This window comes from Herbihabitans rhizosphaerae (genome assembly GCF_004216555.1).
Taxonomy (GTDB): domain Bacteria; phylum Actinomycetota; class Actinomycetes; order Mycobacteriales; family Pseudonocardiaceae; genus Herbihabitans; species Herbihabitans rhizosphaerae.
In genome coordinates this window covers 16,675-42,687 of sequence record NZ_SGWQ01000002.1, presented here as the reverse complement: position 1 = coordinate 42,687, position 26,013 = coordinate 16,675, and the positions used below count along the sequence as shown (strand labels likewise).

Sequence of the window (26,013 nt, the reverse complement as noted above, 5' to 3'; positions counted from 1 at the left end):
CAGACGAAGACGAATGTGGGCAAGGACGGTCGCCGTGAGTGTGGCGGCGGTGCTGACCACGCTGGTGAACCAGCCGTCCGCCGGGGCGGCGCAGGGCGTCGTCCTCGGCGCCGGCGGCGGGGACGTCATCGACGGCAGCTACATCGTCGTGCTGAAACCCGGTACCGCGGTGAACGCGCACGCGGCCGTCTACGACGCGGAGATCACGCGAGTCTTCTCATCGGCACTGCACGGTTACGCGGCGAGGCTGAGCGAGTCGGACGCCAGGAGGCTGGCCGCCGACCCGGCCGTCGCCTACGTGGAGCGGAACCGGCGGGTCAGCGTCGCCGCCGACCAACCGAATCCGCCGTCCTGGGGGCTGGACCGGGTGGACCAGGTCAACCTGCCCCTTGATCACAAGTACAGCTACTCGACGGTGGCGGGCAACGTCACCGCCTACGTCCTGGACACCGGGATCCGCGTGTCGCACCAGGACTTCGGCGGCCGCGCCAGCTGGGGAACGAACACCACGGGCGACGGCGTCAACAGCGACTGCCACGGGCACGGCACGCACGTCGCCGGCACCATCGGCGGCACCGCGCACGGCGTGGCGAAGGGGGTGCGGATCAAGGCCGTCAAGGTGCTCGACTGCGGCGGCTCCGGTTCCTACGAGGGCATCATCGCGGGCATCGACTGGGTCACGGCGAACGCGCAGAAGCCGGCCGTGGCGAACATGAGCCTCGGCGGATTCGGCTCGGCCGCGCTCGACGACGCGGTGCGGCGATCGGTCGACGCCGGCGTGAGCTACTCCGTCGCCGCGGACAACGGCATCCTCGGCAACCCGGCCAACGCGTGCACCCAGTCGCCCGCGCGCATGGGCGGTCTGAACGCGCCGGCGATCACGGTGATGGCGACGGACAACCAGGACGCACCGGCGCCGTGGTCCAACTTCGGCCCCTGCGCCGATCTGTACGCACCCGGTGTCGGCATCACCTCGGCGTGGAAGGACAGCGACACGTCCACCTCCACCATCAGCGGCACGTCGATGGCGACCCCGCACGTCGCCGGCGCGGCGGCGCTGTACCTGTCGGCCAACCCCACCGCCGGCCCGGCACAGGTGAAGGGTCACCTCGTCGCGAACGCCTCCCGCGACAAGGTCAGCGCGGTACCGCCCAGCACGCCGAACAAGCTGCTCTACGCCAACGCGGTCGGCACGACTCCCCCGCCGGCGACCCTGTGCACGGCGACCAACGGCACCGACGTGGCGATCCCGGACGCCGGCGCCGCGGTGACGAGTTCGGTCACCATCGCGAACTGCCCGCGTGCCGCGTCGCCGGAGGCCCGGATCACGGTCAGCGTCAAGCATTCCTGGCGCGGCGACGTGTCCATCGACCTGATCGCTCCGACCGGCGCGGTGATCAACCTGAGGGCGGCGAACCCCTCGGACGGCGTCAAGGATCTGCACACGACCTACACCCGCGATCTGTCGGCGTACCCGGCCGGCGGGACCTGGACGCTGCGGGTGCGCGACGAGAACCCGTTCGACACCGGCCATCTCGACAGCTGGACGTTTACCGGCTGAACTGTCACGGCGAGACAACGCGATTCGCCGATAACTGTCGCGTCGTGAGCATGGCCATGTTCGACCGATAGGCCATTGAGCCCAATCAGCGATGATCACGTTGAACTACGCGTTTTTCGCGGGTCTGATGGAAATGTCCCGGGGGAGCTTTTGGGGCACGCGGGTCAGCCGCGTTTCTGCAGTCATTGGTGTCTTCACGGGAGGAAAGTCGCCATGCTCGCTGCCCGAAAGAGCACTGTCAGAAAGAGAACCTGCGCGGTCGCGCTGACACTCATGCTCGTCGTGTTCAGCGTGGCCGCGGTTCCAGCGCAGGCCCAACAGCGCCCGCCGACGGCATCAGACGCCGCGGCGGGCGCTGTCTGTGTCGCCGAGAACGCGCACGACAAGCTGTGCGTGCGCAAGGGCCGCGACAACGCCAGGACCGGCCCGCGTACGACGCCCCGGGTGAACCTCGCGTACCCGCCGGAATGCGAGTTCCAGGCCGGACCCGACTACAACCCGACACCGACCCGCTTCCTGTCCTGCTCGGACACCGTGTGGGAGGTGTTCACCACCACCACGCGGCCGAACGGGGTCGTGGTGGTCACCGGCTGGATGAACCTGGAGAACCTGCAGTGGAGCCGGTATGACCGGTCGACCCTGCGGTGGGAGCACGGCGCCACGGTCGCGGTGAAGAGCGGCGGCTGGGGCACACTGGAGAACGGCCTGGACGCCCGCGTCTTCTCCGGCTGCACCGGCACGCCGGGCACCGAGTGCCACGTCGTCTCCTCGACCAGACCCGACGGCGAACTGGTGCGTTTCGTCCCCCGCTTCACCTACGAGAACGTGTGGACCGAGGAGGACGACGGCCCGGCCGCCACCGAGGACACCGCGCGGTTCGAGCACCGGAACCTCGGCGTGCGCCTGGTCGGAGCGCCGCAGCCGGACGTGCCGGCCTGGTCGTTCGACGACCTGTACCTGGTCGGCCGCTGCGACTCGCGCGTCACTGGCAACGGAAACATCAACAGGGGCTGCGTCAACCAGGACTTCACGCCCACCTTGCAGCTCTCGATCGCGCAGTCCGGCTCGTCGGCGTGGATGGTCGCCTGGGCGCAGGGCTTCAGCCGGCACTGGGGCCGCGAGGAGGACGGCAAGCCGCTGCACTACCAGCCGAACTACGACACCGGCCGGCGGATCATGTGCGGTGACATGGTGTACGACGAGCAGATGAACGCGGCGCTGAGTCAGTACACCCCTCCGGACCGGGACACCTGCGACGAGTTCCCGTTCGCCGCGACCTACGAGAACCCGGCCAACTACGGCGGCATCACCAGCGGCAGCCAGTGCGCGCAGGGCACGGCGGTGCAGATCCCCAACCCCACCGGCGTGCTGGCCACCGACTGGCCGAACACCGTGCCACTGGGCAACCCGACGTTCACCGAGCCGTGCGTGCGCGCCCACATCCCCGGAAGGCTGAACTCGAGCGTCGGCGGCCGGTTCGGCAACCTGGTCACCGCCAACCGGTTGGTGGACCGGGACGGGTTCTGGATCAGAGTGGACCAGTAGCCATCATGGGCGACTGGGATTGGGTGATCACCGGCGACTCGCCGTTCTCCCCCGGCGGCTGTCTCACCTTCGCCAAGGGGCTCGCACCGGAGGAGATGTTCCGCGCGTTCGACCTCGACCCGTCCTCGGCGCGGCCGATGACACCGGAGCAGGTGGACACCGATCCGGTGCTGTCCACGGCGGGCTACGAGGAGGGGCCGCAGTGGATCAGGGTCGCCGAGGACGCCGGATGGACGGTCGCGATCGAGTTCATCCAGATGAAGGGCGAGCAGGACAACATCGCGCTGCGGCTGGCCGCGACCACCGACGTGGTGTGCGTCAGCTTCAACGCCAAGGGATTCGGCACGGTGACGTATCTGCGTGAGGGCGGAGTCGTCGTCTCGTTCGGGGTCGGCCAGCCCTACGAGACCCGGGTCGGCCGGGAACCCGGCTTTCTGGACACCGAACTGCGGGCCGCCGGCCTGGTCACCGGCGACCTGTTCACGGGCGGCGAACTGGTACCCGCGCTGGAGTTGTTGACCGAACGGTTCGGCGTGCGGCTGTCCCGGGAGCGCTACGCCGAGCCGCTGCCCACCGCGTACCGCGAGCACCTCTACCGCTATCCGCTGCCCGGCTTCCCACCCCGTTCCTGAGGAGTCTCCATGTCGGTGAATCGTCGTTTGTTCATCACCTCCGCCGCCGGGATCGGCGGGATCGGCCTCCTCGGCGCGCAGACCGCGCAGGCGGCCCCGGCCGACCTGACGCCCGGGCGGGAGAAGGCCGTGCTGGCGGTGGCCCGAGCCGGCGCCGTGTTCCCGATCGAGTTCCCCAGCTTCGGCGAACCCGGCCCGGCGGTGTCCCGGGCGACGCCGAAACGGTTGCGCACCGCCGCGGAAAAGCTGACCCCGCAACGGTTTGCCACGGTCGTCAGCGGCATCGACCACGTCAGCGCGCGGGTCGACCTGAGCAGTGACGCGACGCTGCTGCCCGGCCTGTCCCGGTTGTACCGCGACGCCGACCTGACCCAGCGGTCCGCGCTGGTGGCCGCCGTCGCCCTGGCCGCCGGCACCGTCTCCACCCACCTCGATCCCAGCTCCGACAACGCCGCCCGCCTCTGGCTCGACGGCCTGGCCCGCATCCAGCGCTGGTGATCCCAGCAGGCAACGGAAGGAACAGCATGAAGATCCCGTTCGACGTGCAGCAGGCGCTGCAAGAGGGAAAGCGTGCGCTGCTGGCGGAGTACGGCGACGACCCGAACGTCACCGGCGCCGGGATGGGCGTGCGCCAGCGGGGCGGGGAGTGGACCGAGGAATTCGTGGTGATCGCCATGGTCGCCAAGAAGCGGCCGGCCGCGCACGTGTCCCGGCGGCGGATGCTTCCGGCGGCGGTCACCGTGGGCGGCAAGCGGTGGGGTGTCGACGTGATCCAGGCCGGGCCGTTCCGGGTGAACAACGTGCGCGCCGACGGACCGCCGGAGACCCGCGCCAAGGTGAAGACCGCGTTGTCCGACGACCCGGGCGTCCGGGAGCGGATGCGCCCGCTGATGCAGGGCTGTTCGATCTCCAACCCGCTGGACGGCGCGACCGCCGGCACGCTGGGCTGCTTCGTCATCGACCCGGTCGACGACACGGTGTGCCTGCTCACCAACAACCACGTCGTGGCACGGGTGAACCAGGGCCGGCCGGGCGAACCGATCATCCAGCCCGGCCGCTACGACGGCGGCCACGAGCGGGACGACCGGGTCGCCACGCTCAAACGGCTGGCGCCCCTTGTCGACGGCACCAATGTGGACGCGGCCATCGCGAAGCTGGACGACCAGGACAACTACTCCCTCGAGTTCGCGCAGAACGCGATGGCGCCGATCTCCCGCACACACCCGACGGTCGGCATGGTGTGCGCCGGTGACAGCGCCGGCAGCAGCTTCATGGCCAGGATGGACGTCACGCTGGCCGCGATGAACGTGCGGCTGCCGATCGGCGGCAACCCGGGCTCCGGCGGTGGCGCGCTGGTCGGCGTCATCGGGCCGGACCTGTTCATGAACATCGAGAAGGTCGGCCGCACCACCGGCTACACGTCGGCGACGATTCTCGGTTTCGGCTTCGACATCCAGGTGGACACCGGCACCGAGGCCGGAATCGTCCAGTACGAGAACCTGATCTGGTCGCTGTTCTTCTCGTGGTTCGGCGACTCCGGTTCGGTCGTGTGCGCCGGCGGCAACGGCAACCTGGTCGTGGTGATGTTGCTGTTCCTGCTGCCGTGCGTGTTCCTTGCGGCGGTGGAGAAGTACTACGCCGTCGCGGTCACCGAGGACAACAAGCTGGCCGACCAGATCAGGGACGAGTTCCTGGCGCACAGCCTGGTCGGACGCCTGCTGATCTCCACGACCTACGTCAACTCCCAGACCGTGATCGACCGGCTCGAGGCACGCGAGGGCAACGAGAACCAGGAGACCGAGCGCGCCTGGGCGCAGACCTACCACGCCAAGTACCGCGACTTCGTCGCCAGCGTCCTGGCCAACCCGAACTCCGGCGCGGTGGTGACCCAGGAACACCTGGACGACGTCCGGTTCGCGCTGGACGGCGAGACCATGCTCGGCGCGCTCAGCCAGGAGGAGTACGACGCCGCGGTCGCGCTCTACGACCAGATCCTGCTGCCGACCCTGGGCATGAACCGGCAACAGGTGCTCGACTACATGAACTCGACTTCGGTCTACCTGAGCGTCTACAACGTCATGTCCGGGGTCTCGAGCATCGAGGTCATCGGTCCGGTCAACCCGCAGGGTCGCTGACGCCGTGACCACGGAGGTCCCCGAGGCGCCGCTGCTGGCGGACTTCGACATGGCCGTCAGCGGGCGAATGCGCTACCTGGTGCGCGGAATGCCGCCCACGTTGGCGCCGATGGTGCACTCGCTGATCGACCGGCCGGGCAAGCGGCTGCGGTCCGCGCTGGTGCACGCCTGCGGCGAGTTCGGCCGTCCGGTGCCGGGCCGGATCGAGCGCGCCGGTGCGATCGTGGAGTTCCTGCACCTGGCCTCGCTGATGCACGACGACGTAGTGGACAAGGCGGACGTGCGCCGCGGCGCGCCGGCCGCGCACCTGGTGTTCGGCACCGAACGCGTGGTGCTGGCCGGGCTGTCCTGCTTCTCCCTGGCCGGAATGGAGGCGGCCGACCTCGGCGACGGCGCGGCGAAGGCCGTGTCCCGCGCTGCCGCCGGGCTGGCCTACGGCCAGGTGCTGGATCTGGAGCGGGCGTTCGACGCCGCCATGGGCATCGACGACTACCTGGAGTTGATCGAACGCAAGACCGCCGACCTGTTCCGGCTGTGTTGCCTGCTGGGTGCGGCCGAGGGCCGTTGTGCACGTCCGGTGATGACGAGCCTGATCCGCCTCGGGCACCAGCTCGGGCTCGCCTTCCAGGTGCTGGACGACTGCCTCGACCTGCGCGACAAGGCCGCGGACAAGGCAGAGGACAAGCCGTTCGGGACGGACCTGGTGCGCGGCCTGTGGGGCGCGCCGGTGCTGCTCGCCCTGGCCGACGACGAGAACGGGGAACTGCGCTCGGCCCTGCTGTCCCCCACGTTGACCGTCGCCGACGTGCCGCACATCCGGGCGCTGGTCGAGCAGCGTGACGGACTCCGGTTGGCCCGCGAACTGGCCGGTGAACTACTGACCGACGCCACGGCCACCCTGCACGATCTGCCGGCCGGGTCACCCCGCGATCAGCTGGCCAAGATCGTCGTGACGCTGGGCGGTGTCTGATGGATGTGGCGGTCATCGGAACGGGTCCGGCCGGTTGCTCGGCCGCTGCCCGGCTGGCCGGCGCCGGTCTCGACGTGGTGCTGATCGGGCACCGCCCCGACCCTGAGGACGGGCCCACCGTGCTGGTCAGCAGCGTCGCGACAGCGCACCTGGAGTCGTGCGGCATCACGATCGACGCCGTCCGGACGGAGGTGGTGGAGGTCGTCGCGCAGGCGCGGGCCCAGCCGGCACGCATCGACTTCCCGTCGGTGACCGTGAACCGAGGGGATTTCGTCGCGCACCTCTACGACAGTGCCGTGGCGCGTGGTGCCCGCGTCGTGACGGCCCGGTCGACGGACACTCACCCGTCACCGGACGGCGTGGTGGTCGCGTTGGACGACGGCGAGCACATCATCGCCAGGCACGTCGTCCTCGCGACCGGTGCCGGGCAGACCGGCAGCCGGGGCATCGCGCGGACCCAGCTGTTTCGCGGGGTCGACACGGCGTGCCCGGCGTTGCACCTGTCCACCCCGTCCGACCACGACCCGGGCGGCGACCGGCTCGCCGTCTGGGTGCTTCCCGCCGGGGCGAACACCGCGGCGATCACCGTCGTCTCGCCGACGGGCGCCGACGAAGACGACCTGATCGATCGCGCGCTCGCGATAGTGGCCGAACGTGATCCGCGGTTCGCCGGCGCCGAGGCGATCGGTGTGGCCACGTCGGGCCCGATCGACACCGGCTTCGACGAGGCCGCGGCACGAGACGGCCACGTCCTCGCGGTGGGCGACGCGGCCGGTCTGGTCAACCCGTTCACCGGCGAGGGGATCACCCACGCCGTGGAGAGCGCCCTCGTCGCGGCGGCCGCCATCGAGGAGCACCCCGACTCGGCCGAGCTGGCACTGCGGCGATTCGCGCGGGAAATGACCGGCCGATTCGCGGGCCGCACCGACCTCTCGCGCGCGGCCACCCGCCGCTACCACTTCGCCTGGCGCACCCTGACCGCCGCGGTGGACAGCGATCACCCGTTCCTGGTCAAGGGCAGGCGGGCGATGGTGGCACCGGAGGGCGTGTCCGCCGTGGCCGACCCCGCGCTGCTCGACCTCGACGGCCCGGAACGGATAACGGTCGGCCCGTTCCTGCTCGCCTGCGACGAGGTGCTGCTGTCCTCGCTGCGATCGAAGTGGCCGTTCCTGGCCCGGCTGGCGACCAGCGGCGACACCATCACCCGGCGACGGCTGCGACCGGCGATCCTGTTCGGCGCGGGCGTGCTGGCCGGCACCGACACCCTGGACGTCACGCTGGCGCCGCTGGCGGCGGCGATCGAGCTGGCGTCCCTCGCGGCGCTGGCGTTCGTCGGCACACCGCCGGCCGAGGCGTCCGACGGAACCCACACGGACTGGGCCACCACTTCGGTCCTGCTCGGCGGCGACTTCCTGCTGGCGGAGGCGTCCCGGCTGGTGGCCCGGCACTCCCCCGCCTACTCGTTCACCTTCGCCGAGTGGCTCGACGAACTCGTCGCGACGCGCACCGGCAGGTTGACCGCCGGCACTCCCGCCGCGGACGTCTTCGCCTCGATCTTCGAGTTCCCGCTGCGCATCGGGGCCGCCGCGGGCGACTGTTCTCCCGCGGTCGCCGAGGAACTGCGGTCGATCGGCACCGAACTCGGCGGCGCGTTCCTGCGCGCGGACGAGGCCCTGGCGCTCCGCGGCGAACGCACCCGCCTGGAGATCGGCATCGACAGTCTTGTCGGCCAGGGAATCAGCGAACTGTCCGCCGACGAGGTCGCCGACCCGCCCCGCACCGCCGACCGCTTGACCGTCGAGTGCCACGCGCACGCCGACCGCGCGCTGGCCACCCTGACCCCGCTCGGCGACAACCACGCCACCCGCCTGCTCCGCGAATTCGTCTCCGCCCTCATCGCGCCGGTCAGAACGGGTGGTCCGGCGCGAGTACCTCGCTAGCTCGCCCGGCGGCGTGCAGGAAGATCGGATCTGCGCGCCGGTCGTACTGCCGAAGACAGGCCTCGGTCATCTTGATCGCGTGCGGGTCGCCGGTGGCGATCGCGTGCTCCGCGAGGTCCGCCGGCGTCCTCGGCTCCGAGGTCGGAACCGGCTCCGGCACGGCGTGAATCCGGTAGGCGCTGTGCAGGCCGGCCGCCGTCTGCCACAGCGCGTCGTAGGTCGGGCGCCAGGTCGACTCGGGCAGCAGCGGCAACACCGATCGCACCGCGAGACTTCACCGACGCCTTCGCGGTCAGCCAACCGACGATCTCCGCGCACCTGAAGGTGCTCAGGGGAGCCGGCATCGTGGCGACACGCCGAGACGGCACCACCGTCTGCTACTCACTCGTGCCCGACGTGCTGGCCGAGGTCGGCAACACCGTGAGCGCACTCGGCGGCGATCTCGTCGCTCAGTGACGAGGTCGCCCGGGACGTGACGTGTGGACGAGGCACACGGTCACGACGGTGAACTGGTCCAGGTAGACGGGCACGTGCCTGCCTACCGCGTCCCATGAAGCGCCGCTGCCCGATATTGACCACGCGGCGATGAGGGCGGCGAGCAAGCCGCCGGCCAGCCAGTGCCACGACGCCTGGCCCCGGACCTGGCCCACGTAGGCCACGCCGACCGCCGCGAGCAACAGCAGCGGTTCGAGGATCCTCACGGCCCGTTTTCGTCCCACTCCCACCTGGTCCTTCAGGTGGTCGTGTCCCCACAGGTCGCTGAACGATTTGCCAGGCCGGACCGTCCGAAGAGCGGTGATTGACAGGATTGCCCAGGCAGGCGATCAGGAGGAGGTGCGACGGTCCGCGACCCACGCCGCGAGACTCGCACGATTCGCGAGGCCCAGCTTGTGCAGAATGCGATTGACGTGGGTGTCCACCGTGCGTATCGAAATGGTCAGCCGGGCGGCGATGTCGCGATTGGTGAGACCCTCCGCGACCAGATCGGCGATCTCGACCTCGCGTTTGGTCAGCGAATTCTGGGCGTCGGTCGATTCCCGCGGCAATTCGTCGTGCACGGCGTAGTGAATCGCGACGGCGAGGGGAAGTTCCCGTCCCCGGCGCAACGCGTTCTCGAACGTGGCCTCGCCCAGCGCCTTCCGTGCCCGGTCGGTGCCTTTCCGGTGCCAGGTCGCGTCCAGCCGGCCGTGCCTGGCCAACGAGCCTTCGTCGGAGTACATCGACTCGCCCGCGCCCAGGAGCAGCGCGGCCCGCTCGTGCCGGTCGGTCACCGACGCCAGCCACGCCAGGGTTTCCAGGCACAGTGAGCCGAAGAACGCGTTGTCCAGCTTCGCGGCGGCTTCCAGCCCGTCGATGGCCGCTCGTTCGGCGTCGGCCAGATCGCCGAGGACCACGTTGGCGCGGGCGAGCAACATCAACGCGGCGCTGCGCTGGTAGTACTCGTGTCGCTGCGCGCAGAACTCGATGATCTCCGCCAGCCCGGCCCGGCCGGCGGTGGGGTCGGACATGATCGTCGCGGAGGCGGCCGAACCGAGCATCGTGAGCCGAGGGCCCAGCAGCCCGTGCCGGCCGAACACCTCCGCCGCCTCGGTCGCGTCCGGGACGACGCCAGCCGCGTCGTTCTGGATGACCGCGAAGATCGTGCGAGCCCAGGCCGCCCACGCACCGGACAAATCGTCGCCGCGTCGCGTGGCGAGCCGGCACACCTGGTCGACCAGGTAGGCGGCGACATCGGGCTTGTTGTGCACGGCGGCGAAGATCGCGCTGACCGCCAGGCCGGGCACCCGGTCCGGCGCGTCCGGGGGTGCCGCGGCCAGGGCACGGTTGATCCAGATGCCCAGTTCGGTGTCGAAGCCGCGGACGGCGAAGTAGTCCCGGAGTTGCCAGGTCATCCGCAGTGCGAGGTTGGCCGTATCGGGTTGCTGGAGACAGAACATCATCGCGGCACGCAGGTTGGCGTGTTCGCCGCGTAGCCGGCGTACCCAGGCCACCTGGTCCGGCCCGACCCAGTCCGCGGCGAAGGAGTCGGCCAGTTCGGCGAGCCACCCCTGGTGGCGGCGCTGGAGTCGAACCAGTTCACCGGCCTGTTCCAGACGCTCGATCCCGTACTCGCGCAGCGTTTCCAGGAGTCGGTACCGAACGCGATCGGCCTGCTCGACCCGGATCAGCACAGACTTGCCGACCAGGCCGTCGACCAGATCGAGAATGTCCGCCGCGTCGATGCCGTTCCCGGCGCACACGTGCTCGGCGGTGGGCAGATCGAACGAGCCGACGAATACCGATACGCGCGCCCACAGCGACTGCTCGCCGGGAGAACAGAGGGCATAACTCCAGTCGATGGTGGCCCGCAGTGATTGCTGACGTTCGACCACCGCCCCGGTTTTCGCCGCGAGCAGGCCGACCGGATGCTGTTGCAGCCGTTCGGCGATCTGTTCCGGTGACAGCGCCCGAATTCGAGCGGCGGCCAGTTCGATCGCCAGCGGCACTCCCTCCAATTGCCGATTCAGGCGCACAACGGCGGCGGTGTTCTCGGCGGTGAGTTGGAAGGACGGCCACACCTCGCGAGCGCGATCCACGAACAGCCGCACGGCGTCATACCCGCCGACATTCTCCGGCGAGATACCGATGTCGTCGGCGGGTACGGACAGCCCAGGCACCGTCATCACTCGCTCGCCGGCGGAATCGAGGGACTGCCTGCTGGTGGCCAGCAGGGTGACCTTCTCGGTGCTCGTGACGATCAGGTGCACGAACTTGGCACAGGCGGCGATAAGGTGCTCGCAGTTGTCCAGCACCATCAGCAGATTCCGGCTGCGAAGATGGTCGAGAACCGTCTGCTCGGTGGGTTCCGGCAACCCGAGTTCCGCGCCGACCGTGTTCGTCAGCAGAGCCGGCTCCCCCAACTCGGCCAGCGGAACGAACACGGCGCCGTCGGCGAAGTCGTCCGCGACCTCGCGCATCACCCGCAGCGCCAGCCGCGTCTTGCCGACGCCGCCGGACCCGGTCAACGTCACCAGCCGGGACGCCGACAGCAGCCGCCGCGCCTCGACGGTCTCCCGCTCGCGGCCCACGTAACTGGTCAGCTCGGCCGCGTGCGCGGGCCGGAAATGCCCGGTACTCATGGTGGCGCGAACGGTACGCTGTCGGCCGCATCGGCGCAGGTCGGGTCGTGATCAGAGTGCCCGTTGGCGAACGAGAGCGACGTTGTGCGGCAGGTCGTTCGGCCGGTCGTACAGGTATGCTTCGACGTCCTCCTCCGGCATCGGCTTTCCGACGACGTCACCGTGCGCGAATCCGGCCGTCGTCAACCGTGCCGCCTGAAATTGTTCGACGGTGTCGATCGCGTCCAGTTGCGTCGACAGTTTGAGATCGGTCGCGAGCGAGATGAACGAGTTGACCGCGACCCGTTGAATGCGGCCATCGGGGCCGAGGCGGAGATTTCGGGACAACGGCGCCGGAATCGAAACGCCATGGATCGGCAGATCGCACAACGTGTCGAACCGGGAGAACGCCGTGCCGAACTCGTCGAGCTGGAGGTACACACCCAACCGGTCAAGGGTGACGAGGGATTCCGCTCGATCACGCACCGCCGGTCCGGGGAGCACCAGATGCAGCAGGCCCGGCGGAAGCGCGCTCTCGATCAGGATTTCGCGTATCCGTTCGTTGAGCAGCTCGTCGCCGACAAGTCCTCGTGGAATTCGCAGCTGAACGAATGGCGCGCTCTGCCGGAACAGCTTCCGCCATGCCGACGCGTGGAGCGCGGCCTCCTGGAGAGCCCACTGACAGATCGGCGGATTCAGCCCGATCTCGTGCGCGGTCTCGACGAGATCATCGACGAAGCGCTCTCCATGGACGGGGTGCCGCCACAGCACGTGCACTCGCAAACCCGCCGGCGCGCCGTCCTCGACCTGGACGATCGGGCTGTACATCAGGCTCAACTCGGAGTTCCGCACGGCCGTGGAGAGGGCGCTGATCAAACGGCCCTGGTTGCGTTCGTCCTCGGTGGCCTCGTCGGTCACGATCGTCCAGGGACGCCGCGTCACCGTCGTCTCGGAGTTGAGGGCCTGCTCGGCCCTGGCGAGCAACTCGGCGGCCGTGACATCGCCGGGATGCGCCTTGGCGACTCCCACCCGCGGCGTGATCGTCAGCTCGTGGTGATCCGCGCGCATCGGGTCGGACAACCAGGCCGAGACCCGCGTGACCACCTCACCTACCCCGGCGGGATCGGTGAGCGACACCGCGAACGTGTCCCGGTCCAATCGTCCCGCCGAGGCGCCCGCGACGCCGGAGATCGCACCCGCGATGCGCGCGGCGACCGTGGTGACGACCCGGTTCGCGTAGTCCGCACCGAGATCGTGACCGATCCGAGAGAGGCCCGCGATTCGAATCGCACACATTCCGACAGTCTGATCGTCACGATTCGCGTCTTGGAAAGTGTGGGCCGCCTGATCGATGAATTTACGCCGCGCCGGCAAGTCGGTCAGTTCATCGGAATTGACGACATTATCGAGGTTCCGGCGCCATCCGAAGTCGGCAGTCGCGTCATCGAACACCGCACAGATACGTGCGGGGCATTTTTCACTGCCGTCGGTCCACTTCATGGTACCTCGAACCCACGCCTTGAATATGCCGTCCGGCCACGCGACCGCGAATTCAACGTGCATTGGCTCGCCGCCGTGCACGTCATCGATCACCTCGCGGACTCTCGCGCAATCCGAGTCGGAGTGCACGAAGTCCTCCAGCATCGCATCCGGCTCCCCTTCCCCGAAGGCCAGGAGATCACGCATCGCCCTGTTCAGATCCATGAACCTTCCCCACCTGTCGAGCATCGCCATCGGGCGGTTCGCTGCTTCGAGAAGCCGTCGGAACACGATCGGCTCGACCAGCAGGAGCTTCTCCTGGTCACGCCGTCTCCGATTTCGCGCCGTTTCGAAGATGGCGGACTGTTCGTCGAACAGCCGCTCCCGCACCCCGGTCGAATAGCCGCTGGCCAGCCGCGCGATGACCCGGGCCCGAACGTGCGGATCATTCGCTCCGATGCCGCGTTGCTCGAACCACGGCACGAACCATTCCATCAGCTCGTCGAACGCCGCCGGGGTCACCTTGAGATCGCGCCCCAGCGTGACCCCCGCGCGGGTCGCGGCCGTCGACAGCTCGGAGTCCGGCGCGTCGAGGAACCGCCCCGCCAGTTCCAGCAGCTCGGCATGGATCTCGGCACGAGACAGCGGGATGTACACCACCGATGCCAGCACCTTCGCCCACGCCTCGACCGTCTGCTCCAGCGTGCGGACCTCCTCGGAATCCGCATGGGAATCCGCATGGGAATCAGGCTCGACAAGGTGCGCCACCTTTTCGGTTATCCTCGCGACAGCCAATTCCAGCGTCGCGTCGTCCATGGGTGGCTCACGCAGTACCTGCGCCGCCGCCGCGAGACGTTCATCGACGACCTGGAGGCGCCGATACTCCCGGGTTCCTGGAATACGACCGAGCAATGCCCTAAACATGGTGCCACCCCGCACTCTTCGAATCTGCCTCCGTGGGAAAGTCGGGATCGCCGTCGGGCGCCTCGCTCTTCGCCTTGCGCGGCGCCGCCGGTTTCCGCGACCGTGCGCGTTGACCACTCCCACCCAACCCACGCGCGGAAAGCTCCGCGCGGCCACGGTTGATGCTCTTCGTGACCGTCGCCTGCTTCATCCCCAACACCTCGGCGATCTCGGCTGTGGTCAGCCCACGCATCCGCCAGCGCATCGGCTCGCGCAAGGACTTCGGCATGTCATTGATGGCATGCATTATTTCGATGAATTCGGCATAGGACTCCGGGCTGGAGAACTGATAGCTCACATAGGAGTCGAAGTCCTCGGCGACCGCGTCGGGCGGCCGGTTCTTCTTCAGCCGGTCGATGGCGAGGTTCTTGGCAACCGTGAACATGTACGCGGTTCGATCACCCGTGATGTCGTCCCATCTCTTCCACAGCCGCTCGAACGTTTCCTGGACGACCGAGTCGACGTCCAGATCACTTCCGAATCTGCGCAGGAGATAGCGAATCAGCGGCCGGAGATTCTCCTTGAAGAACAAAGTCATCTCGGCATCACGCTGGACGTCGCCGGCGTCCCCCAGTTGGCCCTTCTTCACGAAGCCGAACCCCGGTCCCAGCCGGAGCGCCGGACGCCGACGGTGACCTCCACGGTCAGCCGCCGACCGCCGTTGCCGGTGGCATCGCGGCGCCGCCCGCGGGCACTCAGCATCCACCAAGCAAGGGCCAACGTCGGGCACCACACGAGCCACTCGTAGGAGGGCAGCAGGTCAGGAAACACTAAATCGTCCTCAAGGTGTGGGGACCGTGTGCTCGGACGAGCACACACCCGGTTTCACTTGCCAGCAGGGCAACCCAGGACAAGGTTCACCCGATCGTGTGATTTGACGGGCTCTGTCAAGACCCGATTGGCTGGAATCGACAGGGAAAAGCCGAACTACAGTTTCTGGAGTCGGCTACACGCGTCGCCGTAAAGTGGGCGGGTGACGAACGGCGACCGCGTCCACGTGCGACTTCTCGGTCCCGTCGAATTGATTGTCGACGGCCAGAGCATGCCTCTCCGCGGTCCGAAGATCCGTGCGCTTATCGCCGCGACCGCGCTCATGGCCGGGCGACCCGTATCGACCCGGCACCTCCATCAAGTGCTGTGAGGAGACAACGCGCCGCCCTCCGCGGCCGCGAACCTGCGCAACTACGCGGCGGAACTTCGTCGCGCGGTCGGCGACGCACCCGGTATTTCGATCAGCTCGCCCCCGCGCGTGTGACAGGGCGGCGGGCAGCTCGTAGTGACTCGGCCGGCCGTCGATCCGCACGGCTGCGGGTGGATGGACAGCCGCACCGCGTCCGGGAATCGCGCGGCCAGCAGGCGGCCCCAGGCACGGCTGCGCGCGACGACCCTGTAGGCACGCTTGCGGCAATCCCGTTGCAACGCGGACTTGGAGCCCGGGAAGCTCTCGTGCCAGAGGTCCTCGACCAGGAACCGGACGATGCCCCGGTACATGGCCAGGCCGTTCTCGTCGGCCTTGAGTTCGGCACGCGGCTCCTCGAACGGTTCGCCGAACTCGTCGTCGATCATCGCCCGCATCTGGTCGTGGCTCTGACCCGGGCAGACGTCGTCCAAGTTGAACAGTTGGTGAAAATCAGGGGAAATCTTGTCGACCAGTTCACGCATGCCGTGCTGGTAGGCGGTGATGTCCCGGTCCGGCACCTTGATCAGTTCCTCGAAGACCCGGCCGTCCGAGCAGATGATCACCTTGGCACCGGGCGGGTGGATCTTCTCGATGTCCCCGCACAGCTCGGCGAGGAACCGCAGGGCCAGCTCCTCGGCCATGTCCGGGCGGATGCCGAGCACCTTGGCCGGATTCGGCGACTTCGTCGGGAAGGCGGGCAGCACCAGCTCGATGGGCTTGCCGGCCGCCACCGCGCGGGCCACCCGGCCCAGGTGCGGCGCCGCGCATCGAGCGCACGGGGTCTCGGAGCACTGCCGGCCGATCGGCGAGGACCGCCGGTGCAGCAGGACCCGGTCCAGCACGGCCCGTCCGGCGTCGAGATCGTGCACCCTGACCTGCCCTTCTCGATCGGCGTCCACGAGCACCCACGCTCGCCGACGACCGCATAAGGGACCGCATAACCGACCGCACAGGGCCGGCGCGCGAAGCCACTGGGCGCCCGGCGTCGCGCGACACGCGCTGGCGGTGTAGGCTCTACTCGGTCGTTAGTTTTGTGTTCGTGTATAAACGCGCTCGCGAAACGTTGTCGCGGGCCGCCCGTCTGACTCCAGGTTGGTCGAAGCGATCCCGTCGCGGACAACCCGGCCGCCGCACCAGCGGCGTTCCGAATTCCCACCTGTCGAGGAGACAGAAAATGGCTCAAGGCGTTGTGAAGTGGTTCAACTCTGAAAAGGGTTTCGGCTTCATCGCCCCTGACGACGGCACCGCCGACGTCTTCGTGCACTACTCGGAGATCCAGGGTGGCGGCTTCAAGTCGCTCGAGGAGAACCAGCGCGTGCAGTTCGAGGTCGGGCAGGGCCAGAAGGGCCCGCAGGCCACTGGCGTCACCGTCATCTGATTTGGCCCGGGCGACAGCTCGGACGTTCTACTGAAACCCGGCAGGCCCCGCGACACAGCGGGGCCTGCCGGCTTTCGCATGCCTATGCGGCCTCGAACGCGGCAGCGATGGCGGCACGGTCGGCGCCGGCGGCGAGCAGGGCGTACAGCAGGATGCGCGCCTTGAGCGGGTCGAGGAACCCGGCGCCCACGAGACCACGGTCGAGCAGGTCACGCTCACTGCCCGGAAACCCGTACGTGGAGCGCAATGTCGAGCCGCCCCCCGTCCGGGACGCCAGCACCACAGGGATCCGCTCGGCAAGCTCCGACAGAAGCGGCACAAGCCCAGAAGGCACGTGGCCGACCCCGAAAGCGGCGACGACCAAGCCGTCGAGCCGATCCGCGGCGGCCTCGATGAGCGTTCCGTCATCGCCGAGGGTGATCGTGACCACGCCGACGCGCTTGCCGGCCAGCCACGGGTCGGACGGCACGTTCGTGCGGTGCGCGAGCACGTTGTGAAGCCGGGCCCGGCCCTCCACGACCGCACCGAGCGCGCCGCCGTTCGGTGACTGGAAAGTCGCACCACTGGTGGCGTGCGTCTTGCGAACGCGCCGGGCGGCGTGGATCTCGTCCGCGAGCACGACCAGACACCCTTGTCCGCGAGTGTCGGCGCTCGCCGCGGTCTGGATCGCGGCGAGCACGTTCGCCGGCCCGTCCGCGCCGGCCTGGGTGGGGTTGCGCATCGCGCCGGTCACGACCAGCGGCTGCGGCCCCGCGTGAAGGAGATCGAGCAGATAGGCCGTCTCCTCGATCGTGTCGGTGCCCTGGATGACCACGACCCCGTCGACGTCACCGGCCGCGAGCCGACCGGAAATGATGTCCGCGAGTTCGACAATGTCCTCGAACGTCAAAGACGCGCCAGGTTTCTGACAGACATCCTCGACCTCCACCGTGATCCCGGTGTCCGCCAGCCCGGGCACGGCGTCGACGAGCTGGCCGGCGGACAGAGCCGGCACGACTCCCCCGGCATCGCTACTGGCCATGGCGATGGTGCCGCCGAGGGCGAACACGGCGACGCGGCGACCTGCCGGCTGGGCAATGGACACGGGAACTCCTCCCTGGACCGATCGCGGACAGTGATCCGAAGCTTACTCCGGGAGGTCCCCCAGCTATTACCATTCGCTTACGCGCGCTCGCAGCCAGTATCGCGGCCAGCCGAGCCCTCCCTAGGTTTGAATCCACGAACCGTCCTAAAACCCTTGCCCCGCAACCGAAAGGACGATTACGTGGACATCTCCCTGGCGCGCCGGCTGCTCGCTGAACTCGCCGGAACGACCATCCTGTGCCTGTTCGGCATCGGTGCCGCGGTGTCCGTGGCGGCCGCCCACGTCGGTGGACCGGGCTTACTGCTCGTCGCACTGGCGCACGGGCTGGCCTTAGCCGTGGCGATCTACGCGTTCGGTGCGGTGTCCGGTGGTCATTTCAACCCGACCGTGACGGTGGCGCTCGCCGCGCGCGGACGGTTCCCGTGGCGGGAGGTGCCGGCCTACCTGGCCGTGCAGCTCGTGGGCGGGGTGACGGGCGCCGGCCTGGTGTACGCGGCCTACGCCGGCACCGCCACGGCGGCCGGCCTTGGTGCGACGACGTTCGGCACCGGCGTCGGGTACGGGCAGGCACTGGTCGCGGAGGCGATCGGCGCGTTCATTCTGGTGACCGCGGTCTTCGCGCTGGCCGTGGCGCCCAACGCGCCGAAAGGCGTGCACGGCTTCGGTATCGGGCTCGCCCTGACCACACAGATCCTGGTGTTTGGCCCGCTCACCGGCGCGTCGGTGAACCTGGCGCGCACGCTCGGCCCGGACACGATCCTGTCGCTCGCCGGCGAGCCGGCCGCGTGGTCACAACTGCTCGCCTACCTCGCCGGCCCGATCGTCGGCGGCCTCGCCGCGGCCTTCCTCTGGGACTGGGTCGCGGGCCGCCGCCCGTCGGAATCCGTCGAGCCCACCGCGACGAGCCGGCTCTGACATGGACGCGCCACCACCCTCCCCGCGAACCTGCTACGCGTGCGCACTGCGGACCGCCGCCGCGCTCGGCTGGATCGTGGAGCCTCCGATCCCGGCGCCGGCCACGGAGGACGACCGCGAATCCGTGATCGTCACGACAGGGCGCGGCGGAGTTGGGCCTCGATGTCGTTGCGGGCCAACGGATCCTCGCGAAGTACCGCCTGCATCAGCAGACCGCACAGCAGCACGCCGAGCATCCTGCCGGTGAGTTCGTCAGTGCGCGCGCACAGCACGTCGGCAAGCGCGTCGTCCCACGCGACCGCCGCCGTGCGCAGGTGCGCGCGATGCAGCGCGAGCGCGTAGAGGTTGTACTCGGCCATCGTCTCCGCGCGACGCTCGGCGATCGACGCGAGCACGAAGTCCGCCAGTGCGGTCGCCAGATCCGCGTCCGGTGACAACGCCTGCTCCCACGCACGCAGTTCCGCGACGCTCCGCTCAGCCGCCTTGTCCAGCGCGGCGGCGAGCAGATCGTCGAGCGTGGCGAAGTGATAGGTGGTCGAGCCGAGCGGCACCCCGGCCTTCGCGGCCACGGTCCGGTGGCTGAGCTTGCGGATCCCCTGCTCGGCGACGACGGCGATGGCCGCGCGGGCGATGCGGTCGCGGCGGTCCGGGTCGGTCGGGCCGCGGCGGCGGTTCGTCGCTGACGTCACGATGTGTACATTAGTACACTTTATGTGTACGGTCGTACGCATTTCGCGGGTCGGGAGAGGATCACATGCCAGAGTTGTTCGTCAACGGAACGTGGATCTCCTCGACGGCACCTGGCAGACCGATCCGCAATCCCGCGAACGGCACGGAGTTGGCGACGGTCAGCGAAGCCGGCGAGGCCGAGGTCGACGCCGCCGTCGCCGCCGCGCGCATGGCGTTCCGCGGCCCGTGGCGGCAGACCTCGGCCGCCGACCGCGGCGAACTGCTGCGCACGATCGCCGGGCTGCTGGTCCGCGACCGCGAGGAGATCGCCCGCACGGAGAGCCGCGACACCGGCAAGACCGTGCCGGAGGGGCGCATCGACGTGGACGACGTCGTCGGCGTCTTCCGCTACTACGCGAACCTCGCCACCACCGACGCCGGCCGCGTCGTGGACACCGGCAACATGGACGTGGTCAGCCGGGTCACCTACGAGCCGGTCGGCGTCTGCGCGCTGATCGCGCCGTGGAACTACCCGCTGCTGCAGATGTCCTGGAAGCTCGCGCCCGCGCTGGCCGCCGGCAACACGGCGGTGCTCAAGCCGAGCGAGCTCACCCCGCTGTCCACTGTCCACTTGGTACGGCTGGCCGCCGAGGCCGGGGTGCCCGACGGCGTGGTGAACCTGGTGCTCGGCGACGGCGCCACGGTCGGCGGCGCGCTGGTCGCCCACCCGGACGTCGACCTCGTGTCGTTCACCGGCGGGCTGGCGACCGGGCAGCGGATCATGGCCGCGGCGGCACCCGGCGTGAAGAAGCTCGCGCTGGAGTTGGGCGGGAAGAACCCGAACGTCGTGTTCCCCGACGCGGACTTCGAGACGGCCGTGGACAACGCGCTCACCGCCGCGTTCCTGCACAGTGGACAGGTCTGCTCGGCCGGCTCCCGGCTGATCGTGCACTCCTCGATCCACGACCGGTTCGTCGCCGAACTGGCCCGCCGCGCGGACGCCATCCGGCTCGGCGACGGGGCGGACGAGAAGACGGAGTGCGGCCCGCTGGTCTCCGCGGAACACCGCGACAAGGTGGAGGCGCACATCGCGCGAGCCGTCGAGGAGGGCGCCACCCTCGTCACCGGCGGCACCCGCCCCGAAGGCCTCGATGACGGGTACTTCCTGCGTCCCACGATCTTCACCGGCTGCGACTCGACGATGGCGATCGTGCGCGAGGAGGTCTTCGGCCCGGTGCTCACGGTGGAGCCGTTCGACACCGAGGAGCAGGCGATCGCGCTCGCCAACGACACCGAGTACGGGCTCGCCGGCGCCGTGTGGACCAACGACGCGTCGCGCGCGCAGCGGGTCGCCGGCACGCTGCGGCACGGCACGGTGTGGATCAACGACTTCCATCCCTATGTGCCACAAGCGGAATGGGGCGGGTTCGGCAAGTCCGGCATCGGCCGCGAGCTGGGCCCGTCCGGCCTCGGCGAGTACCGCGAGGCCAAGCACGTCTACCACAACATCCGGCCCGCGCCGTCCGGCTGGTTCTCCGGAGGAGACACACCATGAGCCAGGACAGGACCTACGACTACGTCATCGTCGGCGGCGGATCCGCGGGCTGCGTGCTCGCCAACCGGCTCACCGAGGACCCCGGCACGTCGGTGCTCGTGCTGGAGGCCGGACGCCCGGACTGGATCTGGGATCCGTTCATCCACATGCCAGCCGCGCTGACCATGGTGATCGGCAACCGGCTCTACGACTGGTGCTACGAGTCCGAGCCGGAGCCGCACATGGGCGGCCGGCGGGTCAGCCACGGCCGAGGGCGGGTACTCGGCGGCTCCAGCTCCATCAACGGCATGATCTTCCAGCGGGGCAACCCGTTGGACCTGGAACGCTGGGGCGCCGACCCCGGTATGTCCACATGGGACTACGCGCATTGCTTGCCGTACTTCAAAAAGATGGAGCACTGCGTCGCCGGGGAGGACGACTGGCGCGGCCAGGGCGGCCCGCTGTGGCTGGAGCGCGGACCGTCGGACAACCCGTTGTTCGAGGCGTTCCTGTCCGCCGCGCAGGAGGCCGGTTACCCGCTCACCTCCGACGTGAACGGCCGCCAGCAGGAGGGTTTCGCGCGCTTCGACCGCACTGTCCGAAATGGACGGAGGTGGTCGGCGGCGCGGGCGTACCTGCATCCGGTGCGGCACCGGAAGAACCTGACCGTGCGCTGCCTCGCGCAGGTCGATCGGGTGCTGTTCGAGGGCACCCGCGCGGTCGGCGTCGCCTACCGTCGCCCCGGCCGCCCGAAGCGCGAGGTGCGGGCCGGCGAGGTGATCCTCTGCGGTGGCGCGATCAACACCCCGCAGTTGCTCCAACTGTCCGGTATCGGCAACCCGGACGAGCTGCGGCCGCTCGGTGTCGAGATGGTGCACGCGCTGCCGGGTGTCGGCGAGAACCTGCAGGACCACCTCGAGGTGTACGTACAGCACGCGTGCACCCAGCCGATCTCGTTCAACCCGGCGCTGAAACTGCGCAACCGCCCCGCGATCGGGCTGCGCTGGATGCTCACCAAGACCGGTCCGGCGGCCACCAACCACTTCGAGGCCGGCGGGTTCGTCCGCGGCAACGACGAGGTGGCCTACCCGAACCTGATGTTCCACTTCCTGCCGATCGCCGTGCGCTACGACGGCACGCCGGTGAACGCGGAGCACGGCTACCAGGTCCACATCGGACCGATGTACTCCGACGTGCGCGGCTCGGTGAAGATCACCTCGACGAATCCCCGCACACACCCGGCGCTGCGGTTCAACTATCTGTCCACGCCCAACGATCGCAAGGAATGGGTCGAGGCGGTGCGGGTCGCGCGGGAGATCCTTCGCCAGCCCGCCTTCGCTCCCTACGACGGCGGCGAGCTGTCGCCGGGCCCGGATGTCCAGTCCGACAACGAGATCCTGGACTGGGTGGCCCGCGACGCGGAGACCGCCTACCACCCGTCGTGCACCGCGAAGATGGGCGTGGACGAGATGTCGGTGCTCGACCCGGACTCCATGGCCGTGCACGGCGTGGACGGGCTGCGAGTGGTCGACGCGTCCGCGATGCCCTATGTCACCAACGGAAACATCTACGCGCCGGTGATCATGTTGGCGGAGAAGGCGGCCGACCTGATCCGCGGCGACACCCCGCTCGAACCGTCCACAGTGGACTTCCATCGGCACGGTGCCGACCAGGAGAGGCGACCGTCGTGACCGACTTAATCGAGCGGAAACCGCCGCGCATCAACAGGTTCGTGTTCTACGGATCGTCCGCACTGATCATCGCGATCTCGCTGTGGGCGATCATCTCCCCGACCGGGGCGGAGAGTGCGCTGGGCACCGCCGTCGGCTGGGTGTCCCAGGGCCTCGGCTGGTACTACTTCGTCGCCGCCACCGTGTTCCTCGGCTTCGTCGTGTTCCTGGCGGTGTCCCGCTACGGCAAGATCAAGCTCGGCCCGCAGCACGCGAAGCCCGACTTCGGCATGTTCTCCTGGGCCGCCATGCTCTTCGCCGCCGGCATCGGCATCGACCTGCTGTTCTTCTCCGTGTCCGGGCCCGTGTCGCACTACCTCGCGCCGCCGGAGGGCGCCCCGGAGACCGTCGAGGCGGCGCGGCAGGCCGTGGTGTGGACGATGTTCCACTACGGCGTCACCGGCTGGGCGATGTACGCGCTGATGGGCATGGCGCTCGGTTACTTCGCGTTCCGCCACCGGCTCCCGTTATCTATCCGGTCGGCGCTCTACCCGGTCATCGGCAAGCGCATACACGGCCGCGCGGGCGACACCGCCGAGCTGGCCGCGGTGATCGGCACGATCTTCGGAATCGCGGTGTCGCTGGGCATCGGCGTCGTGCAACTCAACTACGGCCTCAAGTTCCTGTTCGGTATCCCGGAGGGCCTCGGCGCGCAGATCGGCCTGATCGCGCTCGCCGTCGTGATGGCCACGATCTCCGCGGTCACCGGAGTGGACAAGGGAATCAAGCGGCTGTCCCAGGCCAACGTGCTGCTGGCGCTCCTGCTGATGCTGTACGTGCTGATCTTCCAGAACCCGGTGCGGTTGTTGAACCGGCTGGTGCTCAACATCGGCGACTACGTCAGCCGGTTCCCCGCGATGACGCTGAACACCTTCGGCTGGGAGCAGCCGACCGAGTGGCTCAACACGTGGACGCTGTTCTTCTGGGCGTGGTGGATCGCGTGGGCGCCGTTCGTGGGCCTGTTCCTCGCCAGGATCTCCCGCGGTCGCACCATTCGGCAGTTCGTGGCGGCCACTCTGGTGATCCCGCTGCTGTTCACGCTGTGCTTCCTGTCGATCTTCGGCAACAGCGCGCTGGCGATCGTGCGCGGCGGCAACGCGGAGTTCGGCCAGACCGCGATGACCACGCCGCAGCAGGGTTTCTACCAACTGCTCGCCGAGTACCCCGGCGTGACGTTCAGCGCGGGCCTGGCCACGATCGTCGGCCTGCTTTTCTACGTCACCTCGGCCGACTCCGGCGCGCTGGTGATGGGCAACCTCACCTCCCGGATGCCCACCGAGGTGAACGTCGACTCGGCGAAATGGGTGCGGGCGTATTGGGCGCTGGCGACCGGTCTGCTCACGCTCGCGATGCTGCTCGCCGGTGGTGTCGGCGCGCTGACGAAGGCGACGATCATCATGGGCCTGCCGTTCTCGTTCGTGATGTTCGCCGTGATGCTCGGGCTGTACCGGGCGCTGCGGGTCGAGCGGCATCGCGAGGACGCGATCCGCACCACCCTGCCCGCATCGCTGTCCGAGCGCGTCGCGTCGCTGACCAACGAGCGCACCTGGCGGCACCGGCTGGGCCGGGTGATGAGCTACCCCGGCCGCGACGCGGTCACCACGTTCGTCGACGAGGTGGGCCGGCCCGCACTCACCGAGGTGGCCGACGAACTGCGCGCGCAGGGCTCGGAGGCGTCCGTCGAGGAGAGCACGGCCGAGGGCCTGCCGCGGCTGGAACTGGCGGTGCCGCACGGCGACGAGGAGACCTTCCGCTACCACTTCCGCGCGCACGAGACCGGGCGGCCATCCTTTGCCACCAAGGGAAGCGGCCGCACGTACTTCCGGATGGACGTGTACCTGACCGACGGCGGGCAGGGCTACGACGTGCTCGGCTACACCAAGGACCAACTCATCGGCGACATCCTCGACCAGTACGAACGCCACCTGGAGTTCCTCCGCCTGCACCGCTCCAGCCTCGACGGACCCGCCGGCTGATCGGTCAGGCGGGCGGCGGTGCGCTCGGAGGTGCGGGCTTGACTTCGCAGCGAATCGCCGGCACCGAGTTGTACACCACTGTCCGAGGCGTTCGGCGGATTTCCTTTCCGGCCAGATCACCGACGATCTGGGTATCCGAGGTGCTGAATCCGGACTGCCCCTTGCTGGTGCGACACGAATCGCCCGGAGATTTGACCGTTGTCGGCGCACCCGTGGAGCCGTAGCGGCCGCCGTTGACGAATTCGACCGTGTAGCGCTTCGTCCCCCACAGCTTCACCGTGATCGTGGCGGGCGTCCAAATGGTCTGGATCGCCACGGCGGTGGGATTGTCATTGCGAAAATTCAGGTCGATCACACTGGTGCGGCACGCTGGTGACCGGGGCAGTGAGAACAACCGGCCGCAGTAGGTTTCTCCCCTGCGGCAAACCAGCGAGCGAACTGAAGATCACCCATATCCAGAACCGTATGCCTGAACTTTCCTCAGGCGATGTCAGGAAGCCGCCGCGTCGCGTTCTTACCGAGGCACACCGCGTGGTTCGGTTCGGCCCGAGTCTCGCCCATCGCCGGACCATATACGACTGTATATCGTTCATTGCATTGACGGTTCGGTGTGGCAACAATCAGCTCCGTCACCCGTTGAGGCATTATTATCATTCGACCTGGAGTTCAAGTTGACGCCAAGGAACACCGTCAAGACGCTGTTCGCTGTATTTTGTGTGATGTTCGCCATGACTGTGGCGCCGACCGCCGCGTCAGCGATGAAACCCTCCACGGGTAGCGGAGCCTACTGCGTTGTGGTCGTCGGCAAGGCTCCGGCCGATCAGACTTCGCCAATCTTGTCGCGAACATGTTCCGACGACATGTCGGTCGCGACGCGGCAAGCAGGCATCGCGGGCGAGACATTGCTCATGGAGTGGTTCTGGAATGCCAATAACAATCCTCCCAAGCTGACCAGAATCCATGGCAACTATGGCGGATGCGACGCGGTCGGGTACCGGATCAATATCTATGATGATTGGGCCAACAACGTATCTGGATTCAATTCGCTCAACGGCTGTAACGTCGTTACCGGATACGACCTGGCGCTCGCACAGGGCGACAACCAGACGTGGTCGGCGTACAAGGCCTGCAACTGCCTGCTCCAAGGGTGGGTCGGATCGAAGATGAACGACCGCATCGAATCCTTCCGGATCAGGCACGGATAACCAGTCCGCTTGCGCACGC

General features: G+C 68.6%; 24 protein-coding genes and 1 pseudogene. 15 read left to right on the top strand and 10 right to left on the bottom strand.

Annotation, left to right across the window (positions count from 1 at the left end):
* Positions 1 to 13: 13 nt before the first annotated feature.
* From EV193_RS05770 to EV193_RS05740, 7 genes are all read left to right on the top strand, one after another.
* Complete coding sequence (locus EV193_RS05770; RefSeq protein ID WP_130343618.1) at positions 14 to 1,561, top strand: S8 family peptidase; 1,548 nt, start codon at positions 14 to 16, stop codon at positions 1,559 to 1,561.
* 213 nt (positions 1,562 to 1,774) lie between these two features.
* A complete protein-coding gene (locus EV193_RS05765) occupies positions 1,775 to 3,106 on the top strand; it encodes a hypothetical protein (RefSeq protein ID WP_130342966.1) in 1,332 nt (443 codons plus the stop codon).
* Between the two features lie 5 nt (positions 3,107 to 3,111).
* The gene (locus tag EV193_RS05760; RefSeq protein ID WP_130342965.1) at positions 3,112 to 3,738 is read left to right on the top strand and encodes a DUF6461 domain-containing protein; all 627 of its coding nucleotides are present in this window, start codon (positions 3,112 to 3,114) and stop codon (positions 3,736 to 3,738) included.
* A gap of 9 nt (positions 3,739 to 3,747) precedes the next feature.
* Entirely contained in the window at positions 3,748 to 4,236 is a 489-nt protein-coding gene (locus EV193_RS05755) for a hypothetical protein (protein WP_130342964.1), read from the top strand.
* Positions 4,237 to 4,262: 26 nt separating this feature from the next.
* Positions 4,263 to 5,873, top strand: a complete 1,611-nt coding sequence (locus EV193_RS05750; protein WP_130342963.1) for a hypothetical protein — start codon at positions 4,263 to 4,265, stop codon at positions 5,871 to 5,873.
* A gap of 4 nt (positions 5,874 to 5,877) precedes the next feature.
* Positions 5,878 to 6,843: a polyprenyl synthetase family protein gene (locus EV193_RS05745; RefSeq protein WP_207222525.1), complete on the top strand. Its 966-nt coding sequence runs from the start codon at positions 5,878 to 5,880 to the stop codon at positions 6,841 to 6,843.
* Positions 6,843 to 8,783, top strand: a complete 1,941-nt coding sequence (locus EV193_RS05740; protein WP_130342962.1) for an NAD(P)/FAD-dependent oxidoreductase — start codon at positions 6,843 to 6,845, stop codon at positions 8,781 to 8,783. Before EV193_RS05745 ends, EV193_RS05740 begins: the two co-directional genes overlap by 1 nt.
* Here the strand turns inward: EV193_RS05740 and EV193_RS05735 are convergent.
* Positions 8,749 to 9,048: a hypothetical protein gene (locus EV193_RS05735; protein WP_130342961.1), complete on the bottom strand. Its 300-nt coding sequence runs from the start codon at positions 9,046 to 9,048 to the stop codon at positions 8,749 to 8,751. The genes EV193_RS05740 and EV193_RS05735 overlap by 35 nt on opposite strands.
* Here EV193_RS05735 and EV193_RS34700 point away from each other — a divergent pair.
* Positions 9,042 to 9,125 (top strand): annotated as a pseudogene (locus tag EV193_RS34700) (ArsR family transcriptional regulator); the annotation flags it as partial. The gene EV193_RS05735 and the pseudogene EV193_RS34700 overlap by 7 nt on opposite strands.
* Positions 9,126 to 9,232: 107 nt before the next feature.
* Here EV193_RS34700 and EV193_RS05725 read toward each other — a convergent pair.
* The 5 genes from EV193_RS05725 to EV193_RS05705 all read right to left on the bottom strand — a co-directional run bounded on the left by EV193_RS05725 (position 9,233) and on the right by EV193_RS05705 (position 15,094).
* Positions 9,233 to 9,484: a hypothetical protein gene (locus EV193_RS05725; RefSeq protein WP_130342959.1), complete on the bottom strand. Its 252-nt coding sequence runs from the start codon at positions 9,482 to 9,484 to the stop codon at positions 9,233 to 9,235.
* A gap of 123 nt (positions 9,485 to 9,607) precedes the next feature.
* Positions 9,608 to 11,902, bottom strand: coding sequence for an ATP-binding protein (locus tag EV193_RS05720; RefSeq protein ID WP_130342958.1), 2,295 nt, complete (start codon positions 11,900 to 11,902; stop codon positions 9,608 to 9,610).
* A gap of 51 nt (positions 11,903 to 11,953) precedes the next feature.
* The gene (locus EV193_RS05715) at positions 11,954 to 14,176 is read right to left on the bottom strand and encodes an EAL domain-containing protein (RefSeq protein WP_165401253.1); all 2,223 of its coding nucleotides are present in this window, start codon (positions 14,174 to 14,176) and stop codon (positions 11,954 to 11,956) included.
* Positions 14,177 to 14,276: 100 nt separating this feature from the next.
* Positions 14,277 to 14,912 carry an RNA polymerase sigma factor gene (locus EV193_RS05710; RefSeq protein WP_130342956.1) on the bottom strand — a complete coding sequence of 212 codons (636 nt, stop codon included), beginning with the start codon at positions 14,910 to 14,912 and terminating at the stop codon, positions 14,277 to 14,279.
* Positions 14,909 to 15,094, bottom strand: a complete 186-nt coding sequence (locus tag EV193_RS05705; RefSeq protein ID WP_130342955.1) for a hypothetical protein — start codon at positions 15,092 to 15,094, stop codon at positions 14,909 to 14,911. Before EV193_RS05705 ends, EV193_RS05710 begins: the two co-directional genes overlap by 4 nt.
* Before the next feature lie 202 nt (positions 15,095 to 15,296).
* Here EV193_RS05705 and EV193_RS33155 point away from each other — a divergent pair, with 202 nt between their 5' ends.
* On the top strand, positions 15,297 to 15,464 hold the full coding sequence (locus tag EV193_RS33155; RefSeq protein ID WP_165401252.1) for a hypothetical protein: 168 nt from the start codon (positions 15,297 to 15,299) through the stop codon (positions 15,462 to 15,464).
* Positions 15,465 to 15,505: 41 nt separating this feature from the next.
* Here EV193_RS33155 and EV193_RS05700 read toward each other — a convergent pair whose 3' ends face one another.
* Positions 15,506 to 16,402: an isocyanide synthase family protein gene (locus EV193_RS05700; protein WP_165401251.1), complete on the bottom strand. Its 897-nt coding sequence runs from the start codon at positions 16,400 to 16,402 to the stop codon at positions 15,506 to 15,508.
* A 275-nt stretch (positions 16,403 to 16,677) separates the two neighbouring features.
* Here EV193_RS05700 and EV193_RS05695 point away from each other — a divergent pair, with 275 nt between their 5' ends.
* Positions 16,678 to 16,881: a cold-shock protein gene (locus EV193_RS05695; RefSeq protein ID WP_130342953.1), complete on the top strand. Its 204-nt coding sequence runs from the start codon at positions 16,678 to 16,680 to the stop codon at positions 16,879 to 16,881.
* 82 nt (positions 16,882 to 16,963) lie between these two features.
* On the opposite strand, the gene EV193_RS05690 is transcribed toward EV193_RS05695, so the two are convergent.
* Complete coding sequence (locus tag EV193_RS05690) at positions 16,964 to 17,965, bottom strand: asparaginase (RefSeq protein WP_242613171.1); 1,002 nt, start codon at positions 17,963 to 17,965, stop codon at positions 16,964 to 16,966.
* 180 nt (positions 17,966 to 18,145) lie between these two features.
* Between EV193_RS05690 and EV193_RS05685 the strand changes: the two genes are divergently transcribed.
* Positions 18,146 to 18,880 carry an MIP/aquaporin family protein gene (locus tag EV193_RS05685; protein ID WP_130342952.1) on the top strand — a complete coding sequence of 245 codons (735 nt, stop codon included), beginning with the start codon at positions 18,146 to 18,148 and terminating at the stop codon, positions 18,878 to 18,880.
* A gap of 131 nt (positions 18,881 to 19,011) precedes the next feature.
* Here the strand turns inward: EV193_RS05685 and EV193_RS05680 are convergent, their stop codons facing one another.
* Entirely contained in the window at positions 19,012 to 19,569 is a 558-nt protein-coding gene (locus tag EV193_RS05680; protein ID WP_423202135.1) for a TetR/AcrR family transcriptional regulator, read from the bottom strand.
* Positions 19,570 to 19,634: 65 nt separating this feature from the next.
* Between EV193_RS05680 and EV193_RS05675 the strand changes: the two genes are divergently transcribed.
* Genes EV193_RS05675 through betT form a run of 3 tightly spaced genes read left to right on the top strand, consistent with a single transcriptional unit; the run spans position 19,635 to position 24,789 of the window.
* Positions 19,635 to 21,104, top strand: a complete 1,470-nt coding sequence (locus tag EV193_RS05675) for an aldehyde dehydrogenase family protein (protein ID WP_130342950.1) — start codon at positions 19,635 to 19,637, stop codon at positions 21,102 to 21,104.
* Complete coding sequence (gene betA / locus EV193_RS05670; protein WP_130342949.1) at positions 21,101 to 22,774, top strand: choline dehydrogenase; 1,674 nt, start codon at positions 21,101 to 21,103, stop codon at positions 22,772 to 22,774. Before EV193_RS05675 ends, betA begins: the two co-directional genes overlap by 4 nt.
* Positions 22,771 to 24,789 carry a choline BCCT transporter BetT gene (gene betT, locus EV193_RS05665; RefSeq protein WP_130342948.1) on the top strand — a complete coding sequence of 673 codons (2,019 nt, stop codon included), beginning with the start codon at positions 22,771 to 22,773 and terminating at the stop codon, positions 24,787 to 24,789. The genes betA and betT overlap by 4 nt, the downstream gene beginning before the upstream one ends.
* A 4-nt stretch (positions 24,790 to 24,793) precedes the next feature.
* On the opposite strand, the gene EV193_RS05660 is transcribed toward betT, so the two are convergent.
* The gene (locus tag EV193_RS05660; RefSeq protein ID WP_130342947.1) at positions 24,794 to 25,144 is read right to left on the bottom strand and encodes a VanW family protein; all 351 of its coding nucleotides are present in this window, start codon (positions 25,142 to 25,144) and stop codon (positions 24,794 to 24,796) included.
* Positions 25,145 to 25,397: 253 nt separating this feature from the next.
* Here EV193_RS05660 and EV193_RS05655 point away from each other — a divergent pair, with 253 nt between their 5' ends.
* Positions 25,398 to 25,994 (top strand): hypothetical protein, encoded by a 597-nt coding sequence (locus tag EV193_RS05655; RefSeq protein ID WP_130342946.1) that lies wholly within the window; start codon positions 25,398 to 25,400, stop codon positions 25,992 to 25,994.
* Positions 25,995 to 26,013 lie beyond the last annotated feature (19 nt).